Source organism: Pseudomonas sp. AC112, from assembly GCF_979253545.1.
The window spans coordinates 1,146,851-1,164,087 of sequence record NZ_CEEDCM010000001.1 but is presented as its reverse complement, the minus strand read 5'-3'; the positions used below and the strand labels follow the sequence as shown (position 1 = coordinate 1,164,087).

General features: G+C 61.9%; 14 protein-coding genes and 1 pseudogene. 5 read left to right on the top strand and 10 right to left on the bottom strand.

The window, feature by feature from the left end; all coding sequences use genetic code 11:
- Positions 1 to 8: 8 nt before the first annotated feature.
- Positions 9 to 920 (top strand): UDP-3-O-acyl-N-acetylglucosamine deacetylase, encoded by a 912-nt coding sequence (gene lpxC, locus AC0IYN_RS05495; RefSeq protein WP_003171886.1) that lies wholly within the window; start codon positions 9 to 11, stop codon positions 918 to 920.
- A 95-nt stretch (positions 921 to 1,015) separates the two neighbouring features.
- Here lpxC and AC0IYN_RS05490 read toward each other — a convergent pair whose 3' ends face one another.
- The 6 genes from AC0IYN_RS05490 to AC0IYN_RS05465 form a co-directional block, all read right to left on the bottom strand.
- Positions 1,016 to 2,509 (bottom strand): sensor domain-containing diguanylate cyclase, encoded by a 1,494-nt coding sequence (locus tag AC0IYN_RS05490; protein WP_471840753.1) that lies wholly within the window; start codon positions 2,507 to 2,509, stop codon positions 1,016 to 1,018.
- An 86-nt stretch (positions 2,510 to 2,595) separates the two neighbouring features.
- Positions 2,596 to 3,918, bottom strand: coding sequence for an OprD family porin (locus tag AC0IYN_RS05485; RefSeq protein WP_406596970.1), 1,323 nt, complete (start codon positions 3,916 to 3,918; stop codon positions 2,596 to 2,598).
- 351 nt (positions 3,919 to 4,269) lie between these two features.
- Positions 4,270 to 5,634: a heavy metal sensor histidine kinase gene (locus AC0IYN_RS05480; protein ID WP_471840751.1), complete on the bottom strand. Its 1,365-nt coding sequence runs from the start codon at positions 5,632 to 5,634 to the stop codon at positions 4,270 to 4,272.
- Positions 5,624 to 6,301, bottom strand: coding sequence for a heavy metal response regulator transcription factor (locus tag AC0IYN_RS05475; RefSeq protein ID WP_406596972.1), 678 nt, complete (start codon positions 6,299 to 6,301; stop codon positions 5,624 to 5,626). Before AC0IYN_RS05475 ends, AC0IYN_RS05480 begins: the two co-directional genes overlap by 11 nt.
- Before the next feature lie 26 nt (positions 6,302 to 6,327).
- Positions 6,328 to 9,417, bottom strand: coding sequence for a multidrug efflux RND transporter permease subunit (locus tag AC0IYN_RS05470; protein WP_406596973.1), 3,090 nt, complete (start codon positions 9,415 to 9,417; stop codon positions 6,328 to 6,330).
- Positions 9,414 to 10,580, bottom strand: coding sequence for an efflux RND transporter periplasmic adaptor subunit (locus tag AC0IYN_RS05465; RefSeq protein ID WP_457238583.1), 1,167 nt, complete (start codon positions 10,578 to 10,580; stop codon positions 9,414 to 9,416). Before AC0IYN_RS05465 ends, AC0IYN_RS05470 begins: the two co-directional genes overlap by 4 nt.
- 214 nt (positions 10,581 to 10,794) lie before the next feature.
- On the opposite strand from AC0IYN_RS05465, the gene AC0IYN_RS05460 reads away from it, so the two are divergent.
- From AC0IYN_RS05460 to AC0IYN_RS05445, 4 genes and pseudogenes are all read left to right on the top strand, one after another.
- The gene (locus tag AC0IYN_RS05460; RefSeq protein WP_016974972.1) at positions 10,795 to 11,028 is read left to right on the top strand and encodes a hypothetical protein; all 234 of its coding nucleotides are present in this window, start codon (positions 10,795 to 10,797) and stop codon (positions 11,026 to 11,028) included.
- A 166-nt stretch (positions 11,029 to 11,194) separates the two neighbouring features.
- The gene (locus tag AC0IYN_RS05455; protein ID WP_406596975.1) at positions 11,195 to 11,965 is read left to right on the top strand and encodes a transporter substrate-binding domain-containing protein; all 771 of its coding nucleotides are present in this window, start codon (positions 11,195 to 11,197) and stop codon (positions 11,963 to 11,965) included.
- A 107-nt stretch (positions 11,966 to 12,072) separates the two neighbouring features.
- Positions 12,073 to 12,354 (top strand): annotated as a pseudogene (locus AC0IYN_RS05450) (PAS domain-containing protein); the annotation flags it as partial.
- Between the two features lie 219 nt (positions 12,355 to 12,573).
- Positions 12,574 to 13,647 (top strand): methyl-accepting chemotaxis protein, encoded by a 1,074-nt coding sequence (locus AC0IYN_RS05445; RefSeq protein WP_471844746.1) that lies wholly within the window; start codon positions 12,574 to 12,576, stop codon positions 13,645 to 13,647.
- A gap of 111 nt (positions 13,648 to 13,758) precedes the next feature.
- Here the strand turns inward: AC0IYN_RS05445 and AC0IYN_RS05440 are convergent, their stop codons facing one another.
- The 4 genes from AC0IYN_RS05440 to AC0IYN_RS05425 all read right to left on the bottom strand — a co-directional run bounded on the left by AC0IYN_RS05440 (position 13,759) and on the right by AC0IYN_RS05425 (position 17,129).
- On the bottom strand, positions 13,759 to 14,502 hold the full coding sequence (locus AC0IYN_RS05440) for a YkgJ family cysteine cluster protein (protein WP_406596976.1): 744 nt from the start codon (positions 14,500 to 14,502) through the stop codon (positions 13,759 to 13,761).
- Between the two features lie 108 nt (positions 14,503 to 14,610).
- Positions 14,611 to 15,093 (bottom strand): GNAT family N-acetyltransferase, encoded by a 483-nt coding sequence (locus tag AC0IYN_RS05435; RefSeq protein WP_457248129.1) that lies wholly within the window; start codon positions 15,091 to 15,093, stop codon positions 14,611 to 14,613.
- A complete protein-coding gene (locus tag AC0IYN_RS05430) occupies positions 15,090 to 15,992 on the bottom strand; it encodes a chemotaxis protein CheV (protein ID WP_078046975.1) in 903 nt (300 codons plus the stop codon). The genes AC0IYN_RS05435 and AC0IYN_RS05430 overlap by 4 nt, the downstream gene beginning before the upstream one ends.
- A gap of 162 nt (positions 15,993 to 16,154) precedes the next feature.
- Positions 16,155 to 17,129, bottom strand: coding sequence for a 2-hydroxyacid dehydrogenase (locus AC0IYN_RS05425; RefSeq protein WP_457248128.1), 975 nt, complete (start codon positions 17,127 to 17,129; stop codon positions 16,155 to 16,157).
- Positions 17,130 to 17,237 lie beyond the last annotated feature (108 nt).

The window sequence follows — 17,237 nt, the reverse complement described above, 5'->3', positions numbered from 1 at the left end:
TCCAAGCCATGATTAAACAACGCACCCTGAAGAATATTATCCGTGCCACAGGTGTAGGTCTGCACTCCGGGGAGAAGGTATACCTGACCCTCAAACCTGCACCTGTCGACACCGGCATCGTGTTTGTTCGTGCCGACCTGGACCCTGTGGTGCAGATTCCTGCTCGCGCGGAAAACGTTGGCGAAACCACGATGTCGACCACATTGGTCAACGGTGACGTCAAAGTGGACACGGTGGAGCACTTGCTCTCGGCCATGGCTGGCCTGGGCATCGATAACGCCTACGTCGAGCTCTCCGCGTCCGAAGTCCCGATCATGGATGGCAGCGCTGGACCCTTCGTATTCTTGATTCAATCTGCCGGCCTGGAAGAACAGGACGCAGCCAAGAAGTTCATTCGCATTCTGCGGGAAGTGACAGTAGAAGACGGCGACAAGCGCGCCACCTTCGTCCCGTTCGAAGGCTTTAAAGTGAGCTTTGAGATCGATTTCGATCACCCGGTATTCCGTGACCGCACCCAAAGTGCAAGCGTGGATTTTTCCAGCACTTCGTTTGTAAAAGAAGTCAGCCGCGCCCGTACCTTTGGTTTCATGAGTGACATCGAGTACCTGCGCAAGCACAACCTCGCACTCGGCGGCAGCGTTGAAAATGCCATTGTGGTCGACGCGGATGGTGTACTGAACGAAGACGGCCTTCGCTACGAAGACGAGTTCGTGAAGCACAAGATCCTCGATGCAATCGGTGACCTCTACCTGCTGGGCAATAGCCTGATAGGCGAGTTCAAAGGCTTCAAGTCGGGCCACGCCCTTAACAACCAGCTGCTGCGCAAGTTGATTGAGCAGACAGACGCTTGGGAAGTCGTGACCTTCGAAGATGCCAGCACCGCACCGATCTCTTACATGCGTCCCGTCGCGGCGGTGTAAGTAACAACTCTCTTTCTTTAGTTTTGAAAGGCCACCTTCGGGTGGCCTTTTTTATGCCCGCCTTTCCAAACATCCCACCCCTACACCGACCGGGTTCACAAGGCTGCCGCATCCACAATCCGATTACGCCCCGTATGCTTGGCCTCGTACAACGCCTGGTCTGCACTCAGCAGGAGCGCCTCCAGCGACAGGCGACTGCGCTTGTCCCATGTGCTCATGCCAATGCTCACCGTAATCGGCTGGTCATCCCCCGCCACCTTGGGCAAGTGCTCGATGGCGCTGCGGATGTGTTCAGCAATCACCCAGGCGCCCTTGGCGTCGGTCACCGGCAGCACCACCGCGAACTCTTCGCCGCCATAGCGTGCGGCCAGGTCGGCCGGTCGGCGGATGTTGCTGCCGATCACCTGGGCCACGCTGCGCAACGCGTCGTCGCCACCGTGATGGCCGTGGCGGTCATTGAAGGCCTTGAAGTGGTCCACATCGATCATCAGCACCGTCAGCGGCTCGGTGGAGCGCTGGGCGCGGTCCCACTCAAGACGCAGGCGTTCATCCAGAACGCGCCGGTTGGCCAGGCCGGTCAACGCATCGGTGGCTGCCAGTTCTGACAGCACTCGTTCGGCGCGACGCCGCCGTCGCAGTTCCCGGCGTAGCAACCAGGTCAGCCATAACAAACCGGCGCAGAGCACCCCGGTGGCACCACTGGTCAGCAGTGCCGCACGTCTCCAGGGCGCGAATACGTCCTCGCTGGACAACGCTACCACCACGATCAGCGGCAGGGCACCGACATTGGTAAAGGTATACAGGCGCTCTTTACCACTGATGGCAGAGATCGCCTGAAAGCTGCCGCTTCCGTCGCGCAGTATTCGCTTGAAGTTAGGCCGGTCACTCAGGTCCTTGTCGATCATGTCGCGTTCGAGCAGCGGCTGCTGGGCCAGGAGAATGCCTTTGTTGTTCAGCAGGTTGACGCTGCTGCCGTTGCCGATGGTCAGGGTGTTGAAGAGCTGGTCGAAATACGCCAGGCGCATGGTCGCGACCGCTACGCCGACAAACTCCCCCTTGGGGCCCGACACGCGTCGGCTGAATGCCATGCGCCAGACCTGGTCGCAGTCGCAATGGATCTTGAAGGGTCGACTGATAAACAGGCCGGCGCTGGCGTCCTTGGCATGCACCTGGAAATAATCGCGGCTGGCAAAATTACGTGGTGTGGGCCGCAGTGTGGAGGAGTCGGCGATAACCGTGCCGTTGGCATCCAGCAGCAGGACCTCGCCTTTGAAAGGCGCCGCCGTGGATAAATCAAACTGCACCAAGTGCTGGATATTGGCGGCAACCTCGGACAGGTCTTCACGTTGCGTGGCCGCAATCAGCCCGTTGAGCGCCAGGTCATACAGCTCGACGTTACGCAGCACGTCGGCGTTGATCAGTTGGGCGATATTGGTGGTCGATCGCTTGGCCGCCTCAAGTGTGCTGGCGTGTTCGCGAATCAACAGCACCGCGACAATGATCACAATCAGGGCAACGCTGAGCCCGCTGCCCAGCATCAATAACAACTCAGGATGTGCGGGTGAGGTACGAACAGGGCGTGGACTCATCGGGCAGACTTCAGCGGTGAGGATGCTGGCAGTTTAGTTCTACCCGATGAAAATTAAATACTTGGTTAAAAAGAAAAAGACGTCTGTCAGAACACGTTGATCGGGTAGTCGACGATCACCCGGTATTCATCCACATCCCGATCCACCGCCGAGTAACCATTGCTGCCCCGGTTGACCGCCCATTGCAGGCGCACCGCCAGGTCCTTGGCCTTGCCGCCCTGCACTACGTATTTCAGGTCGATGTCCCGTTCCCAATGCTTGGCGTCTTTACCGTCGGCGCTGTACCACGCGCTATAGCCACGGCTCTGCGGGTCGACCTTGGTCAGGTCGGTCTTGCCGCTGATATAGGACACGGCCGAGGTCAGGCCGGGCAGGCCCAGGCCGCCGAAGTTATAGGCGTACTTGAGTTTCCACGAGCGCTCGTTGGGGCCGTTGAAGTCGGAGTACTGCTGGGAGTTGTCCAGGTACACGCTGTCGCCCTGGGCGATGTAGTCGAACGGGGTGTTGCCGTTGACCCGCTGGTATGCCGCCGTGACGCTGTGATGGCCGACGTCCACGGTGAAGTGCAGGCTGTAGGTGTTGTTGTCGATATCCCCCAGCAGCGACTGCCCGGTGTCCTGGGTATGGTAGTAGTGCAGACCGGGGTTGAGACTGATCATCTCGTTCACCACATAGGTGTAGTCCAGGTCGTAGTAGTACTGGTTCCACACGTCCTTGAGCTCGGAGGCGTAGAGGTTGCTGGTCAGCCCGTCGATGCCGCTGAATGACACGCCGGCCCAGTTCATGTGCTGGCTGTCGGTATTGCTGGGCAGCGCACCGTAGCTGGTGCCGATGCGGCGGTGGCCGCTCTGGTTGTAGAGCTTGGTGAAGCTGGCCTGGCCACCTTCGAACATCCAGCCGTCGAGGCTGTGGTTGGTCAGGCTGACGCCACGGAAGGTCTGCGGCAGCATGCGGGTTGCGCCGCCGGCGATCACCGGGTTATTGAGGAACAGGTCGCCGGCCCTCAACTCGGTATCGAACGCGCGCATTTTCAAGGCGCCACCCGCCGTCGAGAACGAGCCGGGCGCCTTTCCGTTGCCACTGCCGTACGGAAGGATGCTGGAACCATCCGTACCGCCACCGCCGTCCAGCTTCAGACCGAGCATGGCATGGGCGTCCAGGCCGAAGCCGACGGTTCCCTGGGTGTAGCCGGATTCGAAGGTGCCGATGAAACCCTGGCCCCATTCCTTGCTGTCATCGGTGTGGATGTCGCGCCGGTCGCGGTTCATGTAGTAGTTGCGGGTGTTGATATTGAGGTGGGCGCCTTCGACGAAACCGTCGGCGGGGGTAGTGTCTGCCGCATGGGCAAGAGGGGTGATCGTTGCTGCAATTGCGAGAAATAACGGGGTGAACGTCAGCGAGTTCTTCACCGGTGTAGCTCCTTTGGTCAATCGGAAACGGCCAATGTCGTGGGGGTGCCTGGCCTTTTTTTACGGCAAAAAAAAGCCGCTGAAGTCAGCGGCTTTAAGACAGATTCCCAGTGTAGAGCCCTGGAAATAAGTCGAGGGAAATTCGGGTAAGCGGGAGGCTGCCTTTGCCGTCGCGCTCATCGATGCGTCAAATTAACGCAGGCGAGCGGTACGATACAGAGTGTAACAAGATAATGACTGTTGCCCAAATCGCAACAAACACACCACGGTCACTGTAGGAGCCGGCTTGCCGGCGATAGCGGTGGGTCAGTCATGCACACGTCGACCCGAACACCGCCATCGCCGGCAGTGTCAGACGGGCAACGTGATGCCAAAGGTATTGCCGCCGCCCTCACTGCGCACGAACACATCACCGCCGTGCATCAGCGCAATCGCCTTGACGATGGCCAGCCCCAGGCCATGGTTGGCGCCGCTGTTGCTGCGTGACGCATCCACCCGATAAAACCGTTCGAACAGACGTGGCAAGTGTTCGCTGGCAATGACGTCGCCGGGGTTGGTCACGCCGATCGCCACCTGATGTCCTTGCACCTCGATATTCACCACGATCACCTGCCCAGGCGCGGTGTGCTGCACCGCGTTGCTCAGCAGGTTGATCAACGCACGGCGCAGGTGGGCTTTTTCGATCTGCACCGTGGCATCGCCCTTTACCTGTACCTTGACCTGGGCGTCTTCAAGAATGAAGTCCAGGTAGTCGAGGGTGGTGGCTACTTCGTCGGCCAGGGAGCTTTCGATCAGCTTGGTGGCCTTGCTGCCCTGGTCGGCGCTGGCCAGGAACAGCATGTCATTGATGATCGAACGCAAGCGCTCCAGCTCTTCAAGGTTCGATTGCAGCACCTCGAAATAATGCTCGGCCGAACGCCCTCGGGTCAGCGCCACTTGGGTCTGGCCGATCAGGTTGGTCAGGGGCGAGCGCAGTTCGTGGGCGACGTCGGCGTTGAACGATTCCAGGCGTGAATAGGCTTGCTCGACGCGGTCGAGGGTGGAGTTGAACGAGTTGACGAACTGGCTCAGCTCCGGTGGCAGCGGCGACAGTTCAAGGCGCCCGGAGAGTTTCGGTGGCGCCAGCTTTTGCGCCTCGTCCGACAGCTTGCCCAGCGGCTTCAGGCCGATGCGTGAAACCCAGAACCCCAACAGCGCCGCCAGGACCACACCGACAAATGCGAAGCTGATCAACGCCACCAGCAAATGATGCTGGGTTGCACGGAAGTTCTCGGTGTCGATGGCAATCATGAAGCGCAGGGGCGGGCGCTGCTCCTTGGCCGGGAACTGGCTCACCAGCACTTTGAATGGGTGATGGTGGCCCGGCAGGCGCAAGTCGCGCTTGCCGGTAGGCCCTTGGGCAAACGCGCGGATCTGCGCGTCCGGCTCGCCATATTCATAATTCGGATCGCTGCTCACCACCCAGAAACGAATGCGTTTGTCTTCCTCACCCAGCAGCTTGAGCTTGGCCTTGATCTTCACCCAATGGTCCGGCGTGCCGAAGCGGTTCACCGAAGATTCGAGCACGCTGTAACGCGCATCCAGCTCGGCGCCTGGCAACAAGCCCAGCCCCCGGTCCACTTGCTGATAAAGCGCCCCGCCGATCAACACGAAGATCAGCAGCGCCACCAGGGTGAACATGCCGCTCAGGCGCAGGGCGATGGAGTTAGCTGACACTTCGGCTCTCCAGCACATACCCCATGCCACGGATGGTGTGCAGCAGCTTTTGTTCGAACGGCCCGTCGAGCTTGGCGCGCAGGCGCTTGATCGCGACTTCCACCACGTTGGCGTCGCTGTCGAAATTGATGTCCCAGACCATCTCCGCAATCGCGGTCTTCGACAGGATCTCACCCTGGCGCCGCGCCAATACGCTGAGCAGCGAGAACTCCTTGGCGGTCAGGTCCAGGCGCAGGCCATTGCGACTGGCCTTGCGGCTGATTAGGTCGATCCACAGGTCGGCCACCGTCACCTGCACGGGTTCATGGCCACCGCTGCGGCGGGTCAGGGCTTGCAGGCGTGCCACCAGTTCCAGGAAGGAAAACGGTTTGCCCAGGTAATCGTCGGCGCCTTCGCGCAGGCCGCGAATGCGGTCTTCCACGCGCTCGCGGGCCGTGAGCATGATCACCGGCGTCTGCTTGCGTGCGCGCAGGGCACGCAGCACGCCAAAACCATCGAGGCCAGGCAGCATCACGTCGAGCACGATCACCGCATAATCGTTCTCCAGCGCCAGGTGCAGACCCTCGACGCCTTCGCGTGCCACGTCGACGGTGTAGCCTTGCTCCGTCAGGCCACGGTGCAGGTAGTCGGCGGTTTTTTCTTCATCTTCAACAATCAGTACGCGCATGAGTCTTTTTGCTCCAGGGCCGGGCCTCAGTCTGTGGTCGCCAACGCAGGCGTTGGTGTGGGCCGGTGGAAGAACTTCTCAAGGTACAAGTATATGACCGGCGTGGTGAACAGCGTCAGCGCCTGGCTCACCAGCAACCCGCCGACCACCGCGATACCCAGCGGCTGGCGCATTTCCGCACCGGGGCCGGCGCCGAGCATCAGCGGCACCGCGCCAAGCAGGGCGGCGAGGGTGGTCATGATGATCGGCCGGAACCGTGTGACACAGGCTTCATAGATCGCATCTTCCGGCGACAGGCCCCTGACGCGCTGAGCCTCCAGGGCAAAGTCGATCATCAAGATGCCGTTCTTCTTCACGATGCCGATCAACAGCACCAGGCCGATCAGCGCCATGATCGAAAAGTCCTGGCCCATCAGCGACAGCATGATCAGCGCGCCCAACCCTGCCGAGGGCAAGGTCGAAATGATCGTCAGCGGGTGCACGAAGCTCTCGTACAGCACGCCGAGGATGATATACACCGCCACCAGCGCTGCCAGGATCAGCCACGGTTGGCTGGCCAGCGAGCTCTGGAACGCCTGGGCCGCGCCCTGGAAGTTGCCGATGATGGTGGTCGGCATGCCGATTTCATTCTTGGCCTGGTTGAGCATGATCACTGCGTCGCCCAGGGCCACGCCCGGTGCCAGGTTGAACGACAGGTTGGCGGCCGGGAACATGCCGTCGTGGCTGATCGAAAGCGGCCCCACTGTGGGCGGGTCAACCTTGGCCAGCGCCGACAGCGGCACCATCTCATTGGTCAACGGCGAGCGCAGGTAAAAGTAGTTGAGGCTCTCGGCCTTACCGCGTTGCTGGGTGTCGAGTTCCAGCACCACTTGGTACTGGTTGATCTCAGTCTGGAACTCGTTGATCTGGCGTTGGCCGAAGGCGTCGTACAGCGCCTGGTCCACATCGGTGGCGGTCAGGCCGAAGCGCGCGGCGGCCTGACGGTCGATGCTGATATGGGTGATGCTGCCGCCCAGTTGCAGGTCGTTGGACAGGTCGCGGAAGGCCGGGTTGCCGCGCAGTTTCTCGGTGAGGCGTTGGGTCCAGGTGTTGAGCGTCGGGCCGTCGTTGCTCTTGAGCACGTATTGGTACTGAGCACGGCTGGGGCCGGAACTCAGGTTGATGTCTTGCCCGGCGCGCAGGTACAGCACGATGCCCGGCACCTTGGCCAGTTTCGGGCGGATGCGGTCGATGAACTGGCTGGCGGACACGTCACGGTCGCCGCGGTCTTTCAAGGCGATCCAGAAGCGGCCGTTGGCAATGGTCTGGTTGCTGCCGGTCACACCGACCGAATGCGAAAACGCTTCCACCGCCGGGTCGGCCTTGACGATTTCGGCCAGGGCCTTGTGCTTGGCCACCATGTCCGGGTAGGACACGTCGGCCGCCGCTTCGCTGGTGCCGAGTACAAAGCCGGTGTCCTGCACCGGGAAGAACCCCTTGGGGATGAACACGTAGCCGACCACGGCCAGGGCCAACGTCACCACGAAGATTGCCGCCATCGTACGTTGATGGGCCAGGGCACGGCGCAGGTTGCGCGCATAGCCGGCCAGCAGCCGTTCGCTGAAGCCCGGTTTGTCGTGGGCAGGGTGGCTGGGCGCGCGCATGAACAGCGCGGCGAGTGTCGGCGCCAACGTCAGCGAGACCACCACCGAAATCAGGATGGTCGAGGTGGCCGTCAGGGCGAACTCCTTGAACAGCCGCCCGACCACGCCCCCCATGAACAGCAGCGGAATAAACGCCGCCACCAGCGAGAAGCTGATGGACACCACCGTAAAGCCGATTTCACCAGCGCCTTTGATCGCCGCTTCGCGCTTGTCGAGCCCGGCTTCCAGGTGGCGGTGGATGTTCTCGACCACCACGATGGCATCGTCCACCACAAAGCCCACCGCGATGACGATCGCCACCAGCGTCAGGTTGTTCAGGCTGAAGCCCATCAGGTACATCAACGCAAAGCTGGCGACCAGCGACACACCCAGCACGCTGGACACAATCATCGTCGCCGACAACTGCCGCAGGAACAGCGCCATCACCGCCACCACCAGCAGGATGGCGATCAGCAGCGTCACTTCCACCTCATGCAGCGACGCGCGGATGGTCTTGGTACGGTCGGTCAACACGCTGACCTGCACCGACGCCGGCAGCATCGCCTGCAGGCGCGGCAGCTCGGCTTGAATGCGGTCCACGGTCTCGACGATGTTCGCGCCGGGCTGGCGCGAAATCACCAGGTTGACCCCGGGTGTATCGCCGGACCAGGCCTGCACGTAGGCGTTTTCCGAACCGTTGATGACCTTGGCGATATCCCGCAGTTGAACCGGTGCGCCGTCCTTGTAGGACACGATCAACTGCGCGTAGTCCTCCGGGTGGAACAACTGGTCGTTGGTCGACAGGGTCGACACACTGTTCTCGCCGTAGATCGCGCCCTTGGCCAGGTTGAGGCTCGACTGCTGGATGGCCAGGCGGATATCGGCCAGGGTCAGGCCGATTGCGGCGAGTTTGTCCGGCGATGCTTGGACGCGGATTGCCGGGCGCTGCTGGCCGGTGATGTTGATCTGGCCGACCCCGTCGATCTGGCTGATCTGCCGGGCCAGCAGGGTTTCCACGTAGTCGCTCAACTCGGTGCTGGGCATGCTGTTGGAGCTGACGCTGAGGATCAGCACCGGGCTGTCCGCCGGGTTGACCTTCTTCCAGGTCGGCAGGCTCGGCATGTCGCTGGGCAGCTTGCCGGACGCGGTGTTGATCGCCGCCTGCACTTCCTGCGCGGCGGTGTCGATGCTTTTGGTCAGGGTAAATTGCAGGGTCAACAGGCTGGAGCCCAGGGCGCTGCTGGAGGTCATCTGGGTCATGCCGGGGATGGCGCTGAATTGCACCTCCAGCGGCGTGGCCACGGATGACGCCATGGTGTCCGGGCTGGCGCCGGGCAGGGTGGCCGTCACCTGGATCGTCGGAAATTCCGCTTCCGGCAGTGGGGCGATGGCCAGGCGCGGGAAGGCAATCAGCCCGAGCAGCACCAGGGCAAAGGTCAGCAGCAGGGTGGCGACCGGGTGGTCGACGCACCAGGCTGACGGCGAACGGCTCATGGCTGCACCTTGGCATCAACGGTCTGAATGACTTGCGGCGGCTCCTTGAGTATTTCCACCTGCGCGCCCGCCTTGAGCCGTGACTGGCCGTCGCTGACCAGCACATCCCCGGCCTGTACGCCCTTGATGATGTTTACGTCGCTGTCCTGGTAGGTGACTTGCACCGGCACCACGTCGACCCTGTCACCGTTGACCCGGTACACGAAGTGCGAATCCAGGCCGCGCTGCACCACGGTCGGCGGCACCACCAGGGCGTTTTTGTCGAGGGCGGTCTGGATCTTGATGGTCACCAGTTGCCCCGGCCACAGTCGCTGTGAGGCGTTGTTGAATTCGGCCTTGGCACGCAGGGTGCCGGTGGTGGAACTGATCTGGTTGTCGATCAGGCTCAAGTGGCCTTCACCCAGCAAGTCACCGGTCTGGCCGTCAGTGTCGGCGCCCAGGTAGGCATCGACGCTGGCCTGGGTGGGCGCGGCGATCAAGCCTTGCAGGGTCGGCAACATTTGCTGTGGCAGGGAAAACTCGACGGCTATCGGGTCGATCTGGGTCACGGAAAACAGGCCCTGGGTATCGGCGGTGCGCAAGAAGTTGCCTTCATCCACGGTGCGAATACCCACGCGGCCGCTGACCGGCGAGCGAATCTGCGTGTAGGAAAGTTGTACCTGAGCCGCATCGATCGCGGCCTGGTTGCCTTGCGCGGTAGCCTTGAGCTGGTTGACCAGGGCTTGTTGCTGGTCATAGGTCTGCTTGGAGACGCCGTCGTCGACGCTCAATTCCTTGTAGCGCTTGAGGTTGACCAGCGCTACCTGCAACTGCGCCTGGCTTTCGCCCAGTTGGGCCTTGGCCTGGTCAAGGCTGGCACGGATCGAGCGGTCATCGATGGTCGCCAACAGGTCACCGGCCTTGACCCGTTGGCCTTCCTTGACCAGCAGCTTGGTCAGGATGCCGTCCACTTGCGGGCGAATCACCACACTGTGCAGCGACAGCACTGAGCCAATCCCACTGACAAAGCGCGGGATATCCTGCTGCACCACGCTCACCACCCGCACCGGAATCGCTGTGGGCGCCGCCAGTTTGGTCTTGGCCGGGCGGGTCAATGCCCAGGCTGCAACAGCCAACACCACGAGGACACCCACGATCAGGGCGGTTTTTCGTTGAATTTGCATGGGGTGAGGCGCCAGGGCAAAGGATTGGAAGTGTGTGAGGCCTTTATAGCCCGCCAACCCGGTCAGCACGGTGACTGCTAACTGACAGCGCTGTCAGTAAAGGCCGACCATTCTTACCGGTGGTGGTTAAAGATCCGAGGCGGGCAGGTATACTGCGCGCCAGCGGGGCCCGCAAGCCGGCACCGCGCCATTTCTTGCACGCTCCGGAGCTTCCATGACTTCCCCGACACAACCCCCTGTTGAAGCGGCCGACCTCGTCGATCCGGCCAGCGCCGAAGGCGTTGAAAAAGCCGAGATCCCGGCGTTCAAATTCCCCTTCAAACCGGGTGAGCTGGCTGGGGCCAAGAATGCCGCCCAGCCCTGGTACAAGAACGGCGCCAAGAACGGCCACACCAAGAGCCCAGGCATGGCCCCACCCGGTACACGCCGTTCCATGGGTAAACGTTAAGATTAATCCTCTGTAGCATTTGACGGATATTGCCTACAGCCTCCGTTGATGTTTCTGCTTGTAGGCCTGCGACCGTTTCTTGAAAGCTTGTACGGCTTCCGCTTCACCCCGGTTTGGTTAACGGGCGTGCAGCGGAGGGCGCTCTTTCCGGAAAAGGACGTTTCCTGTGCCCCTGATACATATCTGTGTAGCGCTTGCCCTATTGCTGGCGGTGGATGCCGTCGCAGGCCTTGATCAACCGCGACGTGAAATCCGCTTCGCCGTTGCCGCGCAATTTGCCCCTTTCCAAAGCCGCAACCCGCAAGGGCAGTTGGTCGGTCTGAATATCGAGTTGGGCAACGCCCTTTGCCAGCAGTTGAATGTGCGCTGTACCTGGGTCGACCAGGTGCTGGTTGAAAACTTCGAAGGTCTGGAGGCGCGGCAGTTCGATGCAATCATGGGCATAGCCCCTACACCTTTGCGGCGGCGCTGGGTGAGTTTCACCGAAAACCTCTACCCCTTCACCACGCGCCTGGTCGCGCGCCGAACCTCGGGCCTTATGCCGACGCCAAGGTCGCTCAAGGGCAAGCGTGTCGGCGTGTTGCTGGGCAGTAATCGCGAAGCCTTTGCGCATACGAAATGGGCGCGCAAAGGCGTGATCATCAAGAGCTTCTGGCTCAACGACGAACTGGTGCGCAGCCTGGTGGCAGGGGATATCGATGCGACGCTGCAGGGCACCGTGGAAATTCGCGAGGCCCTGCTCGACACGGCTGCGGGCGAGGATTTCGATTTCCTCGGCCCCCCGGTTTCTACCGAACTGTTGGGCAACGGCGTGGCGATCGCGTTACGCAAGACTGATACCGCGCTGCGCACTGAGCTAAACCGTGCCCTGGAACAGCTGATGCACAATGGCGAATACCAGCGGATCCTTGCGCCTTATCGCCTCGACCTACCGTGATGGCTAATTAATTGCGCGGAACATGAGCTGGATCAGTATTTGCCCCCTTGGTGCGCTTAGAGTCGACGCCCTGCCGACTCCTCCAACAATTACGAGCGCGCTTCTCCATGAAGATCAATCTGCCGGTCACCGGTCGGAATGTGGACTTTGCCCCCGACGCCAACATCCTTTCGACCACCGACCTGACCAGTGCGATTACGTACGCCAACCAGGACTTTATCGACATCAGCGGGTACAACCGCGATGAGCTGCTGGGTGTGACCCATAACATCCTGCGTCATCCGGACATGCCGCCCGAAGCGTTTGCCCATATGTGGCGAACCCTCAAGGCGGGACGTTCGTGGATGGGCATGGTGAAAAACCGTTGCAAGAGCGGTGACCACTATTGGGTCAGCGCGTATGCCACGCCCGTGACCCGCGACGGGGCCGCCGTGGAGTACCAATCGGTGCGCACCAAGCCGGACGCGCGCAAGATTGCTGCGGCAGAGCGGGCCTATGCGCGCTTGCGAGCGGGCAAGCGGCCGGCATGGCCAGTGCTTGGCTTGGGCATGAAGCTGTTGGCTTGGGTCGCCTTCACCTGCGGTGTGACGGGAGCCTTGGGCTTGGGCTTGGCGGATTACGCGCTGGGCTGGCAGTTACTGGCCCTGGTGGCCGGGTGTGCGGTCGGTGCGGTTGGCGTGCAGGCGATCCTGCGGCCCCTGGCCCAATTGCATCAGCGCGCACGGCGGGTGGCCGACAACCCTTTGAGCCAGGCAATCTACACCGGGCGCCGGGACGAGTGCGGGCAAATCGAATTCGCCTTCCAAATGCTCGAAGCCCAGGTAGGAGCGGTGGTGGGCCGTATCGGCGACGCCTCCCAGCGCCTGTCGGGCCACGCTGCGCAGTTGGTGCAGCACCTGGACAGCAGCCACGCCAGCAGCCTTGGCCAGCAGACCCAGACCGACCAGATAGCCGCAGCCATCCACCAGATGGCCGCCAGCGTGGCCGAAATGGCCAACCATGCCCAGCAGGCGTCCAAGGCGGCCGACCAGGCCGGCAACGAGACCCGCGAAGGCCATCAGCGCGTGGATGAAAGCCGTGATGCGGTGTTACGCCTGTCCCAGGAGTTGGCACGCGCCACCGAAGTCATTCACCAGTTGGAAAGCCACAGTGGCGAAATCAGTGGCGTGCTGGAAGTGATCCGCACGATTGCCGAACAGACCAACCTGCTGGCGCTGAACGCCGCCATCGAAGCGGCAAGAGCGGGTGAGCAGGGGCGTGGCTTCGCCGTGGTGGCCGATGAAGTGCGCGGCCTGGCCCAGCGCACCCAGCAATCGACCGATGAAATCCAGCGCATGATCAGCACCCTGCAAGGCGGCGCACGGGATGCGGTGCAAGCGATGGCGCATAGCAGCGAGCATGTCGAGGCCAGCGTCCAGCAGGCACAGCGGGCCGCCGCAGCGCTGGACGGCATCAGTCAGCGTGTCATGCAAATCACCGCCATGAGCCAACAGATTGCAACCGCCGTGGAAGAGCAGAGCACGGTGAGCGAGGACATCAACCGCAATATCGTTGGCATTCGCAATGCCGGGGAGGCCACCGTCGGTGCCGGGCAGCAGAGCCGGCTCAGTTCAAGCGATGTGGCGGCGCTGGCGGAGGATTTACGCCAGTTGGCGCAAGAGTTCTGGGGCGGCCGGCGCTGACCGCAAGTGTTTCGGTGGATGTGCCGTCGCTATCGCGGGCAAGCCCGGCACTCACACATGAGCGCGACCTACCATGGGAACCGGGTTTGCCCGCAATCAGAGCAGAGCAGCCTAAGCCGCCCGTAACGGGATAAATGCATAGTTGGCCGGCACCTCCGTCGCAATCTGCGCCCCGGCATCCAGCACCTGCTCCGCGATGTCCATGCCGGACACATGGAACACCCACTCGCTGACCACGGACGGTCGTTGCACCGCCAGCTCGATGGCTTGGGCAAATGCGCCCATGTCGGGCAGGTAAGCGGTAAACCCATCCCCCTTGAGGGCTGTGGTGCGAATGCCCAGCAGGGCGCACACCGCCTCTTTGGTCTGTACATCGTCACGGTCGGCCTGGCGTGAGCGGCGGATCAGTTCGGCCAGTTCCTGGTCCATCAACTCACCGCCGACGATCAGCGCCGGGCCCTGTTCCCAGGACTCCGGTGGGCAATCCTTGGCGGCGGGGTTCAGCGGGATATGCGGGTTGATCTCCATCGGATAAATGCGGCACACCAGCGGGCGGCGTTCATAGATGCGGCACAGGTTGTCTTCGTCAAGATTCCGGCAGCGTCCGGCGTTGTAGGCGGCAAAGGTGATTGCCACAAATGCCTCGGTATTGCCGCTGGGAACGATGACCGAGCGACGCTCGGCATGCTCGCGTTGCTGCTGCGGCAGGCCCAGGCCAGTGCCCAGGAACCCCTCCACCAGAACGATGACATTGCCGCCGTCCGCCGCCCACAGGCGGGCTTCTTCGAGGGTCAGGGGCACGTGGTGGTCGGAGCAGCATTTACCACAACCGACGCAGGAAAAATGAGTGTTCATGGCGGATCTGTCACCAGGCAAGGTCAGAGGGCACGCAGGAACAGTGACGGGTTTTTACCTCTGTTCACCGTTTTAGCTCTCTGGAAGCAAGTTACACGCCAGTGCCTGTCAGTCCTGTGGCACCACATCGCGCAGGACAAATCTCATGCCCGCGCTTTCGTACAGTTGGCGGGCACGCAGGTTGCTCTCCAAGACCTTGAGGTCCACATAGGGTTCACCGCGTTGCTTGAACGTGTGGAAGCAGTGCAACAGCACTGCGCGGCCCAATCCCTGGCCCTGGGCGCAGGGGTGAACGGAGAGGTTCTTGATAAACGCGCTGGTCCAGCACTGCGCCACCGCGAGAATGCCGTCGTCGTTGCTGGCCACCAGGCACAGCGTGGGGTCGAACTCGGCATCGGTGGTGAACTGCTGCTGCCAGGTTTCCAGGTTGGGAACGCGACCGCCACCCTGGTCCTGGGTCAGGCGCAATACGGCGTGAATCGCCGGGGCCAGGTCGTCACGGTAATGATCCAATTGCGTGCCCGCCGGCCACTGCGGGGCGGGCAGGCTGCCGATAAGGTCGCGGCGCAGCAGTTGGAAATATTCGTTCACAGGCCTTTTTGCGCCACCGTTTGCGCGGCCACCACCAGGCACTTGGTCAACTCTGGCGAGGAGAACTTGGTGAGCACCGCGTCGGCGCCGGCCAGCCGGGCTTTTTCGCTGTTCATCGCGCTGTCCAGCGAGGTGTGCAGCAACACATAGAGGTGCTGGAAATCCGGGGTTTCGCGCAGGGTGCGGGTAAGCGCGTAGCCGTCCATTTCCGACATCTCGATGTCCGACACCACCACGTTGATCTGCTCGGCCGTGCCTTGCAACTCCAGCAGCACGTCGATGGCTTCCTTGGCGCTGCGCGCGGTGTGGCAGGTGAGGCCGAGGTTGCGCAGGGTGTGCACCGATTGCTGCAGCGCAACCTGGCTGTCGTCTACCACCAGGATGCGTGCGTGGCCGAGTACTTCGGCTTCTTCCATGGTGAGGTCGGTCGGCGCCGCTTCGATCGGCGCCGGCGCGATGCCGTGGATGACTTTTTCGATATCCAGCACCTGCACCAAGCCGCCTTCCACCTGGGTGACCCCGGTGATGAACGCGCGGTTACCGCCGGAGCCATAGGGTGGTGGGCGAATGTCGGTGGTCAGGCAATGCACGATCTTGCTCACGGCTTGCACATGCAGGCCCTGCTTGGAGCGGCTCACATCGGTGACGATCAGGCAGCCACCGTCCGGGTCGGCCAGGGGCATTTCGCCGAGGGCGCGGCTCAGGTCGATCACCGCCAGCGAGTTGCCGCGCAGAGTGGCGATGCCTTTGACGTGCGGGTGCGACTCCGGCAGCTTGGTCAGCGGCGGGCACGGGATGATTTCGCTGACTTTCAGCAGGTTGATCGCCATCAGCTTGCCGCTGCGCAAGGTAAAGAGCAGAAGCGAGAGTGAGTCTGCGCGGGCTTTGGTGGTGGACATAAAAACCTTCTGTGGATCAGGGATGACGATCTTCTATGGAAGGTTATCGACCTGTACACCCAAAACTGTAGGCGCCGGGGGGACGCCTAGTTCTTGCCGGCGATGAAGCCCGCATGATCGCCATCGCCGGCAAGCCGGGCGCCTACAGAGGATAAGTGGGTGTCAGCCCTTCCACACCTGTGGGTTCACCAGGTCCTGCGGGCGCTGGCCCAGCAGGGCGCTGCGCAGGTTGTCCAGGGCGCGGTTGGCCATGGCTTCGCGGGTTTCATGGGTGGCCGAGCCAATGTGCGGCAGGGTCACGGCATTGCTCAGCTGGAACAGCGGCGACTCGGCCAGTGGTTCCTGCTCATACACATCCAGTCCGGCACCACGGATGCGCTGGTTTTGCAGGGCTTCGATCAGCGCCGGTTCATCGACCACCGGGCCACGGGAGATGTTGATCAGGATCGCGCTGGACTTCATCAGCCCCAGCTCGCGGGTGCTGATCAGATGACGGGTCTTGTCGCTCAACGGCACCACCAGACAGACGAAATCCGCCTCGGCCAGCAGTTCATCCAGGCTGCGAAATTGCGCGCCCAGTTCTTGCTCCAGCGCTGGCTTGCGGCTGTTACCGCTGTACAGGATCGGCATGTTGAAACCCAGCCGCCCACGCCGGGCCACGGCCGCGCCGATATTGCCCATGCCGACGATGCCCAGGGTCTTGCCATGCACATCGCAGCCAAACAACGGCGCACCGACGCTGGCCTTCCACTGCCCGGCCTTGGTCCAGGCATCCAGCTCGGCCACACGACGCGCGCTGCTCATCAGCAAGGCAAAGGCCAGGTCGGCGGTGCTTTCGGTGAGGACGTCAGGGGTATTGGTGAGCATGATCCCGCGTTCGTTGAAGTACGCGACGTCATAGTTGTCGTAGCCCACCGACACGCTGGACACCACTTCCAGCTCTCTCGCGCCTTGCAATTGCTCGCGTCCCAGCTTGCGACCCACACCGATCAGACCGTGGGCGTGGGGCAAGGCTTCATTGAACTGTGCGTTGATATCGCCCAGCTTGGGGTTGGGCGCGATCACGTCGAAGTCCTGTTGCAGGCGTTCGATCATTTCCGGGGTGACGCGGCTGAAAGCGAGGACAGTCTTTTTCATTGCAGGCGGGCTCATCGACTACGGAAGAATGCCAAGCACGCTAACATTCCTCGTTACGGTTGTCAGGAGATCACTGGACTCAAGTGGGCACAGTTCAAAATGTGGGAG

Excerpts from the sequence above, each read along its gene's own strand:
- AC0IYN_RS05440 (WP_406596976.1), bottom strand. The coding sequence starts at position 14,502 with ATGAACACTCATTTTTCCTGCGTCGGTTGTGGTAAATGCTGCTCCGAC.
- AC0IYN_RS05475 (WP_406596972.1), bottom strand. The coding sequence starts at position 6,301 with ATGCGCGTACTGATTGTTGAAGATGAAGAAAAAACCGCCGACTACCTG.
- AC0IYN_RS05490 (WP_471840753.1), bottom strand. The coding sequence starts at position 2,509 with ATGAGTCCACGCCCTGTTCGTACCTCACCCGCACATCCTGAGTTGTTA.
- AC0IYN_RS05470 (WP_406596973.1), bottom strand. The coding sequence starts at position 9,417 with ATGAGCCGTTCGCCGTCAGCCTGGTGCGTCGACCACCCGGTCGCCACC.
- AC0IYN_RS05465 (WP_457238583.1), bottom strand. The coding sequence starts at position 10,580 with ATGCAAATTCAACGAAAAACCGCCCTGATCGTGGGTGTCCTCGTGGTG.
- AC0IYN_RS05425 (WP_457248128.1), bottom strand. The coding sequence starts at position 17,129 with ATGAAAAAGACTGTCCTCGCTTTCAGCCGCGTCACCCCGGAAATGATC.
- lpxC (WP_003171886.1), top strand. The coding sequence starts at position 9 with ATGATTAAACAACGCACCCTGAAGAATATTATCCGTGCCACAGGTGTA.
- AC0IYN_RS05430 (WP_078046975.1), bottom strand. The coding sequence starts at position 15,992 with ATGTCCACCACCAAAGCCCGCGCAGACTCACTCTCGCTTCTGCTCTTT.
- AC0IYN_RS05460 (WP_016974972.1), top strand. The coding sequence starts at position 10,795 with ATGACTTCCCCGACACAACCCCCTGTTGAAGCGGCCGACCTCGTCGAT.